This is a genomic window from Enterococcus olivae (assembly GCF_053760925.1).
The window spans coordinates 16,024-31,099 of record NZ_JBSMVT010000001.1 but is presented as its reverse complement, the minus strand read 5'-3'; the positions used below and the strand labels follow the sequence as shown (position 1 = coordinate 31,099).

The 15,076-nt window shown below is 39.3% G+C and carries 14 protein-coding genes and 1 pseudogene; 10 read left to right on the top strand and 5 right to left on the bottom strand.

The genetic code is table 11. The features are described from left to right. Nucleotides 1–115: 115 nt before the first annotated feature. The 3 genes and pseudogenes from ACWODM_RS00165 to ACWODM_RS00155 all read left to right on the top strand — a co-directional run bounded on the left by ACWODM_RS00165 (nt 116) and on the right by ACWODM_RS00155 (nt 1,646). The gene (locus tag ACWODM_RS00165) at nt 116–619 is read left to right on the top strand and encodes an N-acetyltransferase family protein (RefSeq protein ID WP_455319331.1); all 504 of its coding nucleotides are present in this window, start codon (nt 116–118) and stop codon (nt 617–619) included. A 96-nt stretch (nt 620–715) separates the two neighbouring features. Further along, complete coding sequence (locus tag ACWODM_RS00160) at nt 716–1,054, top strand: DUF6054 family protein (RefSeq protein WP_455319330.1); 339 nt, start codon at nt 716–718, stop codon at nt 1,052–1,054. A gap of 42 nt (nt 1,055–1,096) precedes the next feature. Next, a pseudogene (locus tag ACWODM_RS00155) lies at nt 1,097–1,646 on the top strand (DNA-3-methyladenine glycosylase I). 39 nt (nt 1,647–1,685) lie between these two features. Here the strand turns inward: ACWODM_RS00155 and ACWODM_RS00150 are convergent. The 4 genes from ACWODM_RS00150 to ACWODM_RS00135 form a co-directional block, all read right to left on the bottom strand. Further along, nucleotides 1,686–2,768, bottom strand: a complete 1,083-nt coding sequence (locus ACWODM_RS00150) for an iron-containing alcohol dehydrogenase family protein (protein WP_455319329.1) — start codon at nt 2,766–2,768, stop codon at nt 1,686–1,688. Between the two features lie 29 nt (nt 2,769–2,797). Next, on the bottom strand, nt 2,798–3,028 hold the full coding sequence (locus ACWODM_RS00145; protein WP_455319702.1) for an EAL domain-containing protein: 231 nt from the start codon (nt 3,026–3,028) through the stop codon (nt 2,798–2,800). 207 nt (nt 3,029–3,235) lie between these two features. Continuing rightward, entirely contained in the window at nt 3,236–4,549 is a 1,314-nt protein-coding gene (locus tag ACWODM_RS00140) for an IS1380 family transposase (protein ID WP_455319328.1), read from the bottom strand. 138 nt (nt 4,550–4,687) lie between these two features. Continuing rightward, nucleotides 4,688–6,241: an EAL domain-containing protein gene (locus ACWODM_RS00135; RefSeq protein WP_455319327.1), complete on the bottom strand. Its 1,554-nt coding sequence runs from the start codon at nt 6,239–6,241 to the stop codon at nt 4,688–4,690. 233 nt (nt 6,242–6,474) lie between these two features. Between ACWODM_RS00135 and ACWODM_RS00130 the strand changes: the two genes are divergently transcribed. From ACWODM_RS00130 to ACWODM_RS00100, 7 genes are all read left to right on the top strand, one after another. Beyond that, a complete protein-coding gene (locus tag ACWODM_RS00130) occupies nt 6,475–7,938 on the top strand; it encodes an ABC transporter substrate-binding protein/permease (RefSeq protein ID WP_455319326.1) in 1,464 nt (487 codons plus the stop codon). Beyond that, complete coding sequence (locus tag ACWODM_RS00125; protein ID WP_455319325.1) at nt 7,931–8,653, top strand: amino acid ABC transporter ATP-binding protein; 723 nt, start codon at nt 7,931–7,933, stop codon at nt 8,651–8,653. The genes ACWODM_RS00130 and ACWODM_RS00125 overlap by 8 nt, the downstream gene beginning before the upstream one ends. Before the next feature lie 18 nt (nt 8,654–8,671). Then, entirely contained in the window at nt 8,672–9,823 is a 1,152-nt protein-coding gene (locus ACWODM_RS00120) for a pyridoxal phosphate-dependent aminotransferase (protein ID WP_455319324.1), read from the top strand. Between the two features lie 306 nt (nt 9,824–10,129). Further along, a complete protein-coding gene (locus ACWODM_RS00115) occupies nt 10,130–10,738 on the top strand; it encodes a 3D domain-containing protein (RefSeq protein ID WP_455319323.1) in 609 nt (202 codons plus the stop codon). 232 nt (nt 10,739–10,970) lie between these two features. Next, a complete protein-coding gene (locus ACWODM_RS00110) occupies nt 10,971–11,237 on the top strand; it encodes an ACT domain-containing protein (RefSeq protein WP_455319322.1) in 267 nt (88 codons plus the stop codon). A gap of 14 nt (nt 11,238–11,251) precedes the next feature. Then, a complete protein-coding gene (locus tag ACWODM_RS00105; RefSeq protein WP_455319321.1) occupies nt 11,252–12,601 on the top strand; it encodes a DUF711 family protein in 1,350 nt (449 codons plus the stop codon). Nucleotides 12,602–13,125: 524 nt separating this feature from the next. Further along, nucleotides 13,126–13,740, top strand: a complete 615-nt coding sequence (locus ACWODM_RS00100; RefSeq protein ID WP_455319320.1) for a helix-hairpin-helix domain-containing protein — start codon at nt 13,126–13,128, stop codon at nt 13,738–13,740. Between the two features lie 81 nt (nt 13,741–13,821). Here the strand turns inward: ACWODM_RS00100 and ACWODM_RS00095 are convergent, their stop codons facing one another. Further along, nucleotides 13,822–14,793 carry an alpha/beta hydrolase gene (locus tag ACWODM_RS00095; protein WP_455319319.1) on the bottom strand — a complete coding sequence of 324 codons (972 nt, stop codon included), beginning with the start codon at nt 14,791–14,793 and terminating at the stop codon, nt 13,822–13,824. Nucleotides 14,794–15,076: the final 283 nt, after the last annotated feature.

Below are 15,076 nucleotides of genomic sequence, written 5' to 3'. Positions count from 1 at the left end.
CATTTTTAACGAGAGTGCTAAATAAGAGTGCATCAAATCAAAGCAGATGAGAGAAGAGAGGAGTTGCAATCAATCAAATTCTATAAGAAAATAAAGGAAGGAGAGGGGTTTTTATATGCAATTTCAAGTAAGAAAAATGCAGAAAGCAGATTGGCAAAGGGTCTATGAGATCTATCGTCAAGGAATGAAAACAGGACTAGCCACCTTTACTGTAGAAGAGCTGACTTATGAAGAATTTGATCAAGAACGACTTTCAGTAGGTAGACTGGTGATCTTAGATGATGAAGAGGTCGTTGGTTGGGCTACTTTGAAGCAGGCGTATCCAAAGATCCCGGAATATGATGGGGTAGCTGAACTGAGTGTCTATATTGATGAGAAGTATCAAGGAAAAGGTACCGCAACATTTTTGATGGAGCAGCTAATCAGTGTTTCCGAAGACGAAGGTTTCTGGATGTTGGAATCAGATATTTTTTCCAATAATCCCGGTAGTATTGCGTTACATGAGAAATGTGGCTTTCGACAAGTCGGTTTTCGGGAAAAAATCGGAAAGGACAGTTGTGGTACATGGCGTGATACGGTTCTGATGGAACGAAGAAGTCGCAGGATCGGGAATGATTGATTCATCCGTTAGTTATGAGATCATTACCAGAAACAAAATTATTATGCACTAAAAATTAAGAAGAAAAATAATAGAAAAGACTTGGAGTGGAGAAACATGGCAAAGTATGAGGCCTATGTGGCAGGTGGGATTGATGAAGTTTTTGAATATATTAATGACGCCATTGTTAAGGGAAGTTCAACTATTTCAATAGAAGAAAGTTCTTTGGTTCAGGTTGGAGAGACGAAGATTGCAATCCGTGCCTACGAGCGATACAGTATCTTGGGACAGAACCGTGTCAGCCTGCATCTGACCATTGCCTCTAATGAAGAAGAGACCCATGTGTCAATTATTTCAACAGGAGCCAGTCAAGGGATGCTGTTCAAATATAATTTTTTCAGTGAAGATCGTTTTTTACAAACGGTGATTCCTGCCATTGAGAGAATCAAGAAATAAGTTTACATAATCTTATTTTTGTAAACCGAAAGGGTGAAATGGTTGAACAGATGCGATTGGGCGACAAAAGATCTCTTGTCGCAAGAATATCATGATCAAGAATGGGGTAAGCCACTACATGAAGAAGACAAGCTGTTTGAAATGCTTGTTTTAGAAAGTATGCAGGCCGGCTTAAGCTGGATAACAATTTTAAAGAAAAGAGAGACGATGCGACAGGCCTTTGACCAGTTCAATTATCGGGAAATAGCTTTATATCAAGAGGCAGATGTTGACAGATTGTTAAAGGATCCAGGGATTATTCGTCATCGTAAAAAAAATCGAAGCGCTAATCAACAATGCAGAGGTTTATCTAGCTATTCAGAAAAAATATGGAAGCTTTAATGATTATCTCTGGAGAATGGCAGGATACACCATCATAAACAATCACTGGCAAGTGATCTCTGAAGTACCTTCTTCTACAGAATTGTCGGACCGGATCAGTAAACAATTCAAAAAAGATGGATTCAAGTTTTTAGGTACAACAAGTGTATACGCCTTTTTACAATCAGTAGGTATTGTCAATGATCACTTGGAACACTGTCCTTTCAAATAAAAAAGATTCTCGCTAAAATAAAGTCAGCGAGAATCTTTTTTATGCAGTAATCATTTCCAGTTGTTTCATTGCATCAGTAACGATTTTTGGTGTGATCGTTTCTCTAAGAAAATGAATATTTTCCTGTGGTCTTGCAGCACGTTCTGCGACTAACTGATAATCTTCTTCAGAGAGCGTCATATTAAGTGCTTTTAAAGATGTGGGCAAGTTCAATTGCTGATAGAAAGGAAGCAGGCGTTGGATCTCATCGATTTTATTCTCGATGACAAGTTGGACTAAAATGCAGTAGGCCACTTTATTTCCATGCAGATGATCATGACTTTCCGGTAGAATTGTCATGGCATCATGGATTGTGTGTGCGCCAGAAGTACGTCCATAATCGTCTCCGAAGCCTCCGACCATACCAGCCAGTAAGATATTAGTCTCTAAGATATTTAAGAATGCTTCGTTGATCTCTTTCTTTTTCATCGCCTCCAGCGCTTCGTAGCTGTCTGCCAGCAAGATATCACGGGCTTTTTTTGCTGCAAATTCTGTCACTTGAATCTCAAGTGGTTGATAAGAGAGCTGACCGATCAATGGTTCCGCTTCGTACCATTTGGCTAATGTATCTCCGATTCCGGCGATCATCAAATCGATTGGAGAATGAAGAAGCACTTCAGGCTCGATCAATACAAGCGCATTTGCTCTTGGAAAAATATCGTAGCGATCCATCGAACCGTCTTCGTTGTAAATGACGCTTAAAGGAGTACAAGCCGCACAGGTGGCAGCTAAAGTTGGTAAAATCAAAATTGGGACATTGACTTTATTAGCAGTGGCTTTTCCAAGATCGGTCACTTTTCCGCCGCCAACAGCGACAATACCATCGATTTGATGCTTCTTAATAAACTCGGCGAATGCTTCGCTTTTTGCATCGGTGCATTCTCCACCATAATATTCAAAATGAAGAGTAAAGTCATCCAGTGCTGGGAAGTAGGGCTTAGCCGCAGCCCAAGAATCCTTTCCGTGCAGAATCAAAATATTTGTCAAGCCTCGTTTGGTCAGATGCTGACCCAAACCTTGCCAGGCATTTGTCCGGCATTCATATTCTTGTGGTGTTCCTCTAACGATCAGTTGCATTGACATTGCCTTCTTTCTATTGAATAGGTGTATTTTTATACATGATTTTCTTTCCAATGCTTAGAAAATTCATGAAATTCGTTTAATGGAAGTGCTTTACTGAATAAGTAGCCCTGCATATAATTGGAATGGATCAATCGGGCAAGTTTGGCTTCTTTGACTGTTTCGATTCCTTCACAGCAGGTTCGCAATCCTAAATTTTGTGCTAAGTTAACGATATGGCGGGCGATGATTCCTTTGCGAGAATTTTCCTCAACATTTGTAATCCTGAATAATTCATACCTTTTATAAAGGGCTAAATTTTATCAATCATCTGTTTCATTTTATGGTCAATGGCTCTTTTTCTCAAAAATATTCTTCTAAATGGTCTAATTTCTTTTTGCTAACGGATTAAATTCAAATAAGACCTCATTTTGGGCACACTCATCCTAGCAGATGGTTAACGAACTTTTTAAATTACCCAATTAACGTACTTAACACTGCAGTACCTGAATGTTTTGTAGAATCCGATAAAATACTTTCTGGTAAACATGGTAACTGCTTAATTTCAAGTAGTTTCTTCTTCCAGAATGAACCATCTTTCCAGCTATTTTAAAGAAAAATAAGCGGATAGTAGAAACCTGATACCCTTTCGTTTCATTGGTAAAACATAATGTTCGCATGAAGTTTACAATATTATAAGCCAATAGGCTTACGATCATACGAGCATGATTTTCTATAAAACTGGGGCTGTCTGTTTTGTCAAAGTAAAACCCGTTTTTTGCTTCCTTAATGTAATTTTCCATCGTTCCTCTTTTTGAATACGTTTGGAAAATCATTTCTGGAGAGACATCTTTTGAGAAATTGGTAATGATGAATTCATGTCTAAAAAGCAATTCACCAGCTTCTCTAGTTGATTTTATGCAAATCCTTCTGAATTTTTTCCACGCCTTTGCTTGATAAGTGGCGTTATAGTAATGAACTTCTTTCTTATCCCAATCGTGATTATCCTTAATAGTAATGAATTGCTCAGCGATTCTGCACAGATTACGATTGGTTTTTAAGCGGATAGTATACAGACTATCGTATTCTTCACAAAGTTCATACAAATCGGGCGTTGCGAATCCACTATCTGCACGTACCATAATAGTGCTTACGGGTGTCACAGATTGATAATGCTCAAATAATGGTCGAGTAAATGCTGCGACACCATTCGAGGTGTAGACATTTCCAGAACGAAGTTCTGCTTTAAGAAAGTCACCAGTAAGACCATCAAAGGCAACGAGCGGATGATAACCGGTTGTCTGGTAATGCGCATTATAATCGGTCATTTCTTGATTTCCAAAGGTATCGCTGTGGGTGGAATCTAAATCGAAAATCATTTCATTCGTATTTCTTATCCTACGTGCTTTATCAATCAAAATTTGGTTAACCTTTTGAAGTTGAATGATATTTTCTGTTGTCATCCGATCCCAGAAGCGAGAAATAGATGACTGTGAAGCCAACCGTTTTTTGTTTAAAACAGCTTGAAAGATAGGATCAGTTGCTAATATATTGGCAGAAGAATCCGTAGGATAGCCTGCAATTAACTGTAAGATGATTTGTTCCAGAATGGATTCATTTTCATGAATATGATACAGTCGGTCATCTTGAATCTGGATGTTTTTACGTAAGATTCGGCTAAACTTAAATTTGTCCATGAATTCTTTTACTAATATTAAGCCGGAATCTGAGGATAAATTTCCACCAGAGTGAGATACTGTAACGTTTGAATTGAAAAGTAGACGATTTTCGTGTAAAGTTGCCATTGAGAGAACCCCTTTCTTTGGTTAGGTTTAGTCACTTTAACCATAGCAGATTGGGGTTCTTTTTGTACACCCAAAGAGTGCGGATGAACGAAACAAAATAGACTGTTATAACAAGGTTTTTGAAGCTTTTTTGAAAAATTATGAATTATTCAGGGTAATAAATGAGGCATCGATTTTTAAAATATCTGCAGGCAGATCACCTAACAAAGCAAGAGCCGAATGACCAACGCCAAAATCATCAAGAGCAAGTTTGAAACCTAGGTCTTTTAGCTTGTGTAGAATTTCTACGGCAAGAGGAGATTTTTCGAATGCCTGATGTTCCGTGATCTCAAAAATGATTTTTCCTGTGTCGACTTGATGCTCTTTTATCAGCCTCTGGACACTTTCTAAGAAATCAGGCTGTTCGACCTGAGTGACATCGACGTTGATCGTGACATTGATCGAATAGTCCTTGTATAGCTTATCTTTGAATACTCTGTCTATGATCCAGTTGGCGAGTTCAGACACATAATCATGTTCTTCTGCGTATCTAATGATCCTATTTGGTGGAACATAGCCCAACTCAGGATCGTTCCATCGCAACAGCGCTTCTGCGGCAACAATGTTATCGTTGTGATCGAAAATCGGCTGATAGTACATCTCTAACAGATCCTGTTCAATAGAAGGTTTCAACCGTTCGACTGTATGCAAGCTCGTCGTGAAATCCTTCGTCATTTCTTCTGAAAAATAAACAATCTTAGAGGTCTCGTGCTGATCCAGACAAATTCCAGCATGTTCAAGCAGATCAGAGAGTTCTCGGGTTTTTGAAGGGAAACTGGTTGCGCCGATCTCAATGTTCATCAGGATCACGTGCTTGTCTATATTTAAAGGCTGTAAAATATAATTGCGGATTTTTTCGATGCAGGCTTTGAAGGACTCTTCGTCCGTCAGAGGCTTGACATATACTGCAAATATCTCTCTTGAAAGCCGGTAGAGTCGATAGTTTTCCGGTAGGAGATTCTGAATCCTTCTGACCATTTCCAATGTTACTAGCTTGCGAACTTCTCTGGAGTATAGAGCTGAGATTTTGGCGATATTACTACATCTGAATAATGCCAGTCCGCTTGGTTGCTGTTCATTGGATAAAATATGCTTGTTGATATCATAGGCGATCTGGTTAAAATTGGGAAGATGAGTGACACGGTCAAAATAAGCAAATTGCCGTTCCACATTGTTTATTTCACCAAGATGAAGAGCATCCAAGAGAAACAGTCCACAGTATTTTTCTTGTGTCTCTTGGTCGGAAAGACAGATCAATTGGAGCAAATAGGACTTCTTACAACCGTCTTTGTCAAGATAATTTACTGTACCTGACCATTTACCATTGGTTACTGCTTGTTTCCAAAGATCACGAATGTCAGAACCATGCAGATTCATAAAGCTGAGTTCCATCAGTGTTCTGCCAATTACTGTTTCGTACTCAGTTTTAGTCTGACGGATACTTTCTTTATTTACGTACTGGATCCGTAACTCTTCATTGATAATAAGTGTAGCCATTGGAGAAAGATGAACCATCAAGATGAAATCCGCTAGTTCTTTAGTGGATACAGGTTGTTTCTCTAAATCTTCTATCAATTCTGTATAAGAATCAAAGTCGTTAGAAAAAAAGCGAAACAAAGCGTCTTTTTTTAGGGTATGTTTTTCATCTGTCAAAATCGAAATCCTCCTACCAATAAAATGTTTTTATATACCTCAATCATTTTACATTTTTTTCGAAAAATATTAAAGTGAAAATGAGAAAAAAACAGTAAATGTTTTATATAACAGGGAAAATACTAGAAGGTGGAGAAAACATCTTTTCCTCTACTACGTTCTATGGTATCATGAAAAAGTTGTAAAAGTTGAATTTTTATACATTTTTATTTTATAAAAAGGAGAGAAACAAAATGAAAAAGGGAAAAAAAGCGTTGATGCTGTTTTTGCCAGTCTTTGCTTTGATCATGAGCTTGCTTCCTGCTCAGATTGCAACAGCAGAAACAATTGATCCGCATTATGAGAATATTCTCCAAAAAGAGGAGCTTGTTGTTGGGCTTTCTGCAGACTATGCTCCCTATGAATTTCATGCGGAAGTGAACGGCAAGGATACGATCGTTGGTTTTGATATTTCTATTGCTCAAAAAATCGCAGACGATCTAGGTGTTGATCTGAGGATTGAAGAATTAGGCTTCGATGCTTTGCTAGGCGCGTTAAAAACAGGAAAAATAGATATGATCATTTCAGGCATGGCGGTAACAGAAGAACGATTGAAAGAAGTCAATTTTTCTGATACTTATATGGTGGTGAAACAACGTTTGCTGATTCGTGCGGAGGATGCAGATAACTACCAAAGTCTTTCGGATTTTGAAGGAGTACCAGTCGGTGTACAGAAGCAAACAACACAGGAAGCTCTGGCTTTCGATGAATTGACTGGCTCTGTACCGACTTCTTTACAGAAGATTCCAGATGTAATCATGAATCTGAAAAATAAGAAAGTCGATGCAGCTATTTTAGAAGGACCGGTGGCTGAGGCTTACGTTGATCATAACGAGGATTTGATTTTCTCTGACTTGGAATTTGAGGATGGGGAAAAAGAAACGGCAGTTGCCTTACCAAAAGATGCACCGATGTTGCTCGAAAAAGTCAATGCTTCAATCAAAGTCATCAATGATGAAGGCTTGCTGGATCAATACAAAGAAGAAGCAAACCAGTATATGTTCCAAGAGGAGCAAGGTTTTTTTGCGAAATATTATAAATTTTATGTCAATGGTGCCGGATATACGATCTTCTTGGCGTTGATCGGTGTCTTGTTCGGAACGATTTTGGGTGCATTTCTAGGCCTGATGAGGTTGGCACGTTCAAAAGTCACTCGTTTATTGGCAACAATCTACATTGAATATATTCGTGGTACGCCATTATTAGTCCAAATTTTTATTGTCTATTTTGGAACAGGAATCCTCGGGCTTGAGCTTTCTCGCTTGGCTGCAGGGTGTATCGCACTAGCATTGAATAGTGGAGCTTATGTGGCTGAGATCATTCGTGCTGGAATTATGGCGGTCAATAAAGGACAGCTAGAAGCCGCTCGTTCATTAGGGATGAATAGCAGACAGGCGATGCGTTTTATTATCTTCCCGCAAGCAATCAAAAATATTCTACCTGCTTTAGGAAATGAGTTTGTCACAGTTATTAAAGAGTCTTCCGTTGTTTCAGTGATCGGTGTATCGGAACTGATTTTCCAGGCGGGAAATGTACAGGGAGCAAGCTTTAAACCATTTCTTCCGTATGTTATCGTTTCACTGATTTATTTTGTTTTAACGTTTACACTTTCTCGTCTATTGGGAGTTGCTGAAAGGAGAATGAGTACAAATGATTAATATTAAAGGTTTGCACAAAACATTTGGAAAAAATGAGGTATTGAAAGGAATCGATCTAACAGTCAATGCTGGAGAAGTCGTCGTGATCATTGGTCCATCAGGAAGTGGAAAGAGTACCTTTTTACGATGCTTGAATTTATTGGAGCAGCCTACAAAAGGATCAATCGAATTTGAAGGCACGGATATTTTAGCCAAAGGAACCGATATCGACAAGCTTCGTCAAAAAATGGGGATGGTTTTCCAAAGCTTTAATCTCTTTCCTCATAAAACAGTCTTAGAAAATTTGACGCTTAGTCCAGTCAAGGTCAAAAAAGAAGAAACAAAGAAAGCTCAAGAAACAGCCATGAACCTGTTGAAGCAAGTAGGCTTAGAGGAAAAAAGCACCAGTTATCCTTCCAGTCTTTCTGGCGGACAACAGCAGCGTGTGGCGATCGCACGTGCGTTGGCGATGGGGCCAGATGTGATGCTCTTCGATGAGCCAACATCTGCACTTGATCCAGAAATGGTCGGTGAAGTTCTGGCTGTTATGCAGAATTTAGCAGAAAATGGGATGACGATGGTGGTTGTCACACATGAAATGGGCTTTGCAAGAAAAGTAGCCGATCGTGTGATCTTTATGGATGAAGGAGTCATCCAGGAACAGGGAACGCCAGATGAAATTTTTGGGAACCCACAAAATCCAAGAACACAAAGCTTTTTGAACAAAGTTTTATAATCAAAGGAGATGTAATCAATGGATCAGTCTAAAGTTGCTAAGAAGTACCAAAATCCAGAGAAAAATCTATTAATGGATATTGGGCTGCTGGCAAAAACGGCGACCGATTTGATCGATTTATCGTTGGGAGATCCTGATCTAATCACAGATGAGACGATTATCGATGCAGCTTTTGCAGATGCAAAAGCTGGACACACAAAATATACTGCTTCTGACGGCAGCCGTGCTTTTTTACAAGCAGTAGTCAATCATTACCAGAAGCGTTATAATCTTTCCTTTGAATTGAATCAAGTGAGAGCGACAGTTGGGGCCATGCATGGCACTTATTTGGCACTTTTGGCGATTCTTGATCCGGGAGATGAGGTCATTATTCATGAACCTTTCTTTTCACCATACAAAGAACAGGTGGAGGCTGCTGGCGGCATTCCTGTGATGATTCCGACTTACGAGAAGGATGGCTTTGAGATTGATCTGTCGATTCTGGAAGCAGCCATCACTGATAAGACGAAGGCATTGATGATCAATTCGCCGAATAATCCGACAGGTGCGGTTTTTTCCAAAGAGGTTTTCCAAGGAATCGCAGAACTTGCGATTGCCCATGATTTGTTTATTTTGTCAGATGAGATTTATGAAGAACTATGTTTCTATGAGGACTTTACACCGATGGCTGTCTATGCCCCGGAACATACGATTGCTTTTAGTGGTTTTTCCAAGGCGTTTGCCATGACTGGTTGGCGGATCGGCTATATGATCGCACCAGCCTTTGTGAATGACGTTGTCCGGCGCATCAATGAGAATGTGACGTATTCAGCACCAGCTCCTTCGCAACAGGCAGGAATCTATGCCCTGGAACATTCTGAAGAGTTGGTTCCCAAAGTAGTCAATGTCTTTCGAGAAAGGCTGGAGTACGTAAAAAAACGTGTTGACGCGATTCCCTTCCTATCACTTGGTGAGATCAAAGGAACGATGTACGCCTTTATTAATATTGAACAAACGAAGTTAACTTCCGTTGATTTTGTCGAAAAGGTTCTGAAAGAAACACAAGTTCTGATGATTCCTGGCAAGGCATTTGGTTTCACAACAGGGGACCAGCACGTTCGCTTGGCGGTGACACAAGAGATCACTCTGCTGAAAGAGGCCTTTGACCGAATCGAAAAAATGAAATTTTAAAGCGTGAAAATTGACTAAATGCTTTTGTCATTTAGTCAATCTTTTTGTCATTTTTGATTGAAAAACGTATCTTTTTAACAATAAAAAACCGCTTCTTAACTTTTTCTTAGTAGCTTTTGTTACAAAAATAAAGTAACTAGAAGGTGTGTAACAGAGAATGAAAAGCCTTTTTGTAACAGTAAGAGGAGATTCTTTGCAAATGACATGTTTCGTCATGACTTTGTTACCTAACTAGATAAAACTCCTGCTATGATTTGTTCAGTCGTTTTTGACGACGAAATAATGGATATAGAGGAGTTTTCATAGATGAAACAAACAAAATATTTTCTACTTGGCAGTGTTGCCTTTTTAAGTATGGTCGGCTTTGGTACAGGTGTTTTTGCAGAAGAAATCGAGCATACCGTAACCCCTAATGATACGTTATCAAGTATTTCGATGGAATACTTTGGCAATGTTAATCACATCGATCAGATCGCAGAGGACAACGGCATCGCTAATCCAGATGTGATTTTTGACGGAACGTCATTAAAAATCAATACAGAAAGTGAAGGGACAGGGACAGCCAGCAGTACCACAACGGATACTTCAGAAGAAAGTCAAACAGAAGCAACCAACTATTCAGGTCGAACACTAACTATGGAGTCGACTGCCTATAGTTCAGATCCTGCTGATGCTTTAGGTGGAGGGACAGTTACAGCTACTGGGCAGAATTTGCTGGAAAATCCAATGGCTGTAGCAGTTGATCCTAATGTGATCCCTCTAGGAACTAGATTGTATGTAGAAGGCTATGGAGAAGCCATTGCCAGCGATACGGGTGGAGCGATCAAAGGCAATATCGTTGATGTTCACTTTCCAACTTATGAAGAATGTATCAACTGGGGACGCCGGACTGTTCAAGTAACGATTTTAGATTAAACAATAGATAAAGAGACAAAAAGCATTTACCGATAAAAAAACGGTAAATGCTCTTTTTTCAACAGAAAATATTCCTTGAAGTCTTAAAAAACAGAAACAAGAAGGGAACGAAGGAGCAAATATTGATGTTCATGTAAATATTCAGAAAATAGTTGAAATTATTTTCTGAATATCGATTCGAAGAGGAGGGAAGGTATGCTATAATAGAAAAAAATCAAGGAGGGCTTTATTCATGAGAGCTATTTTAACGGTTATTGGAAAAGATAAGGTTGGTATTATTGCGGGGGTAAGTCAAAAGTTATCCGAGCTTGAAATAAATATTGTGGATGTTACTCAAACAATCATGCAAGAATATTTCACAATGATGATGATGTTGGAAATGGAAAAGCAGACTGATTTTGATTACACACGCCAAGAATTAACAAAAATCGGCGACAAATTAGGTGTAAAAATTAGCGTTCAAAATGAAGAAATTTTTGAAGCGATGCATAAATTATAATCAGGAGGCCAAACATGGAAACAAATCAAATACTTGAAACGATCCGCATGGTTGAAGAAGAAAATCTGGATATTCGTACGATTACAATGGGCATTTCTTTATTGGATTGTATGGATGCCGATGTCGAGCAAGCATGCGAAAAAATATATCAAAAAATCACCACTCGAGCAAAAAATTTAGTCAAAGTCGGTGAAGCAATCGAGATGGAATATGGGATTCCGATCATTAACAAGCGGATCTCAGTAACACCGATCGGTATCATTGCCTCTGCTTCTCAAGCAAGTGCTGAAGATTGTGTGAAATTCGCACATACATTGGATCGCGCGGCACAAACAGTTGGCGTCAATTTTATCGGCGGTTACAGCGCTTTAGTTGAAAAAGGCTATCAAGGAGCAGATCGTGCACTGATCGAGTCGATCCCACAAGCGCTAGCGGAGACTTCTTTTGTGTGCTCTTCGGTAAATATTGGTTCAACAAAATCGGGTATCAATATGGACGCTGTTAAATTGATGGGGGAAACGATCAAAAAAACAGCTGAAGCGTCGGATATGGGTTGTGCGAAACTGGTTGTCTTCGCCAATGCAGTAGAAGACAATCCGTTTATGGCCGGTGCTTTCCACGGAGTCGGTGAAGCAGACTGTGTCATCAATGTGGGGGTCAGTGGTCCAGGTGTTGTCAAACGAGCACTGGAGAAAGTTAAAGGAGAATCCTTTGATGTTGTCGCTGAAACGGTCAAGAAAACAGCTTTCAAGATCACTCGTATGGGACAGCTTGTTGGTCGAGTAGCTTCTGAGCGTTTGGATGTTCCCTTTGGAATCGTTGACTTGTCTCTAGCTCCGACACCAGCAGTTGGAGATAGTGTAGCATTGATTCTGGAGGAAATGGGCTTGGAATCTGTTGGAACTCACGGCACGACAGCTGCTTTGGCTTTGCTAAATGATGCTGTCAAAAAAGGTGGCGTGATGGCATGTAATCATGTGGGTGGACTATCGGGTGCGTTCATTCCTGTTTCAGAGGATGCCGGAATGATTAAGGCGGTAGAAAATGGTCTATTGAATTTAGAAAAGCTGGAAGCAATGACAGCGATTTGTTCAGTTGGTCTAGATATGATCGCCATAGCAGGAGATACTACAGCGGAAACGATTGCGGCGATGATCGCAGATGAAGCAGCGATCGGCGTGATCAATCATAAGACAACGGCTGTGAGGATCATTCCTGCACATAATGCCAAAGTCGGCGATATGATCGAATTTGGTGGTTTACTAGGTACTGCACCAGTCATGAAAACCAATCCGGCGAAATCTGCTGATTTTATTCAACGAGGCGGCAGAATTCCTGCACCGATCCATTCATTTAAAAATTAAAAAAGTCATTTCTTTTATAAATTTAGTCGATGATACAGCTGATTTCAGTTGTGTCATCGGCTTTTTTTTCTTACTTTAACGAATAGTTATAGTCAATTGTAGTGTTTTTGGACAGGAACTTATCAAAAATCCTACTATAGACGTATCCCGCTTTCTAAAAATGTTGCTATAATATAAATAAGAAGTTTGTGAAATTTTCGGAGGTTTGACTTTGGCAAATTAGAAAAGGAGAGAAAAGAGATGAAAAATAAACATTCATTTTGGGGAAATTTATTTGGCTTCTTGTCGGTTGATATCGTTGTTCGTGGTGTTGTAGCAGTTGTCGCCACGGTGCTCCTATTTTGGTTTTTAACACGTTGATATATTTTTTTCACTATAGATGCGAAGGGATCTCATTGTAGATTCCTTTTTTTGTGCATTGGATATTTCACTAAGTTTTATAATTGTGATTATTTAGATATTTTGTTAAAAGAATCAAACTTTTTTTTCGTATTTATTCATTGAAGAGAGGAAAGGAGCAGATTATGGAAAAGATCATCGCAATGAAAAAATATGGATGGCTACTTGTAATTGCTGTGTTATTAGTGATCACCGGAATTTATTTACTCTTGCCCGATAAGGAAATGGCACCCGCATGGGAAGATCTACAGGTAGAACAGACAGTGGAAGAAATACAGTCTACCGTTAATAGCGAATCCGTCGTATTGATGGTAGATATTAAAGGGGAAATCAAAAAACCGGGGGTATATGAGCTGCAAGAAGGCGCTCGAGTCAAAGAAGTGGTGCTTTTAGCTGGAGGATTTACTGAGAATGCAGAGCAAAGACAGCTTAATTTGGCAGAACGTTTAACAGATCAGCAAATGATCTATGTGCCGAGTAAAGAAGAAGCAGAGAATGCTTTCGTTCCGATAGATAATCAGTATAGTCAATCGGCTACAACAGATGCGCAAATCAATATTAATACTGCAGACCAGATAGAATTGCAAAAATTGTCCGGGATAGGCGCTGCTAAAGCTCAGGCGATCATCGACTATCGAGAGACAAGCGGTCCTTTTCAAAAAGTGGAGGATTTAACCGAGGTTAGTGGAATCGGCGAGAAGACAGTAGAAAAATTAAGGGAATCCATCAAAGTTCAATGAGTCTATGTCTTTGATTTTATAAACCAAGCAGAGCTTCTCAAACACAAGGAGAAGAAGCTCTGTTTGTTAGTATGAATCCATCTAATTGAGGTGCTTTTGGAAAAAGGCTGCCATCTTATTGAAAGGGATGATCTCCATTTGATCGTAGAGATCTGTATGAGAAGCTTCTGGGATGATCAGCAGTTCTTTGTTTTTCCCCTTCAACTTTTTATAGGCATCCTGACTAAAGTACAAGGAGTGAGCATTTTCTCCATGGATCAAAAATACCGCAGAGCGAATCTCACTAATGTATTGTAAAAGTGGCATATTCATAAATGATAAAGAAGAAGTTGTATTCCATCCATCATTTGAATTTAGTGACCGCTTATGATAACCACGGTTTGTTTTGTAGTAATCATAGTAATCTTTGACAAAATTTGGCACATCATCCGGTAATGGATCAATGACACCGCCAGCTCTTTGATAGTGATCACTTTTGTAATCCGAGATTCGTTGATTGTTCAATTCTTTTTTTAAATCATAGCGTTCTTCTGCTCCCATAGCATCAAAATAACCATTTGCATTTACTCGAGACATGTCATACATCGTGGAAGCCACCGTAGCTTTGATACGTGTGTCGATAGCTGCTGCATTCAATGCCATACCTCCCCAACCACAGATACCAATGATCCCAATTTTTTCAGGATCAACATTTGTTTGAACAGATAGAAAATCAATAGCTGCTTGAAAATCCTCTGTGTTGATGTCAGGTGATGCTACATATCTTGGACTTCCACCACTTTCTCCAGTGTAGGATGGATCAAAGGCGAGGGTCAAAAATCCTTTGGTAGCCATCGTTTGAGCATAAAGTCCCGATGATTGTTCCTTTACTGCCCCAAAAGGTCCACTCACAGCAATTGCTGGTAATAGTCCCTCACTATTTTGAGGTTTGTATAAATCTGCAGCCAAAGTGATCCCGTAGCGGTTGTGAAAAGTCACTTTGCAATGATCGACCTGCTTGCTCTTCGGAAATACTTTGTCCCATTCTTTCGTCAATATCAATACATCATTCATCTTAGAATCTCTCCTTCAAATTTATTCATCATTATGATGTATCTTTAGGATAAACCTTCACCTTGAGTTTAAAGCAATATCTATTTTTTATTTTGCTGATAAATGACAAACTGTTCCATGAGAAGGGGGGGAGTATAATAGAAAAAATTAGTAATTAGGTTTATCAAAAGAAACAAACATTTACAGTATTCAAAAAAATAGATTGGGGAGTGATATCCGCCAGCCAAAATTACCACTAGTGACATAGTTATTACCAGTCAGAGACACGAAAATTACCACCCAG

Bases quoted from the DNA above. Each gene is read 5' to 3' on its own strand.
- ACWODM_RS00165 (WP_455319331.1), top strand. From the start codon at position 116: ATGCAATTTCAAGTAAGAAAAATGCAGAAAGCAGATTGGCAAAGGGTC.
- ACWODM_RS00160 (WP_455319330.1), top strand. From the start codon at position 716: ATGGCAAAGTATGAGGCCTATGTGGCAGGTGGGATTGATGAAGTTTTT.
- ACWODM_RS00150 (WP_455319329.1), bottom strand. From the start codon at position 2,768: ATGTCAATGCAACTGATCGTTAGAGGAACACCACAAGAATATGAATGC.
- ACWODM_RS00140 (WP_455319328.1), bottom strand. From the start codon at position 4,549: ATGGCAACTTTACACGAAAATCGTCTACTTTTCAATTCAAACGTTACA.
- ACWODM_RS00130 (WP_455319326.1), top strand. From the start codon at position 6,475: ATGAAAAAGGGAAAAAAAGCGTTGATGCTGTTTTTGCCAGTCTTTGCT.
- ACWODM_RS00125 (WP_455319325.1), top strand. From the start codon at position 7,931: ATGATTAATATTAAAGGTTTGCACAAAACATTTGGAAAAAATGAGGTA.
- ACWODM_RS00120 (WP_455319324.1), top strand. From the start codon at position 8,672: ATGGATCAGTCTAAAGTTGCTAAGAAGTACCAAAATCCAGAGAAAAAT.
- ACWODM_RS00115 (WP_455319323.1), top strand. From the start codon at position 10,130: ATGAAACAAACAAAATATTTTCTACTTGGCAGTGTTGCCTTTTTAAGT.
- ACWODM_RS00110 (WP_455319322.1), top strand. From the start codon at position 10,971: ATGAGAGCTATTTTAACGGTTATTGGAAAAGATAAGGTTGGTATTATT.
- ACWODM_RS00105 (WP_455319321.1), top strand. From the start codon at position 11,252: ATGGAAACAAATCAAATACTTGAAACGATCCGCATGGTTGAAGAAGAA.
- ACWODM_RS00100 (WP_455319320.1), top strand. From the start codon at position 13,126: ATGGAAAAGATCATCGCAATGAAAAAATATGGATGGCTACTTGTAATT.
- ACWODM_RS00095 (WP_455319319.1), bottom strand. From the start codon at position 14,793: ATGAATGATGTATTGATATTGACGAAAGAATGGGACAAAGTATTTCCG.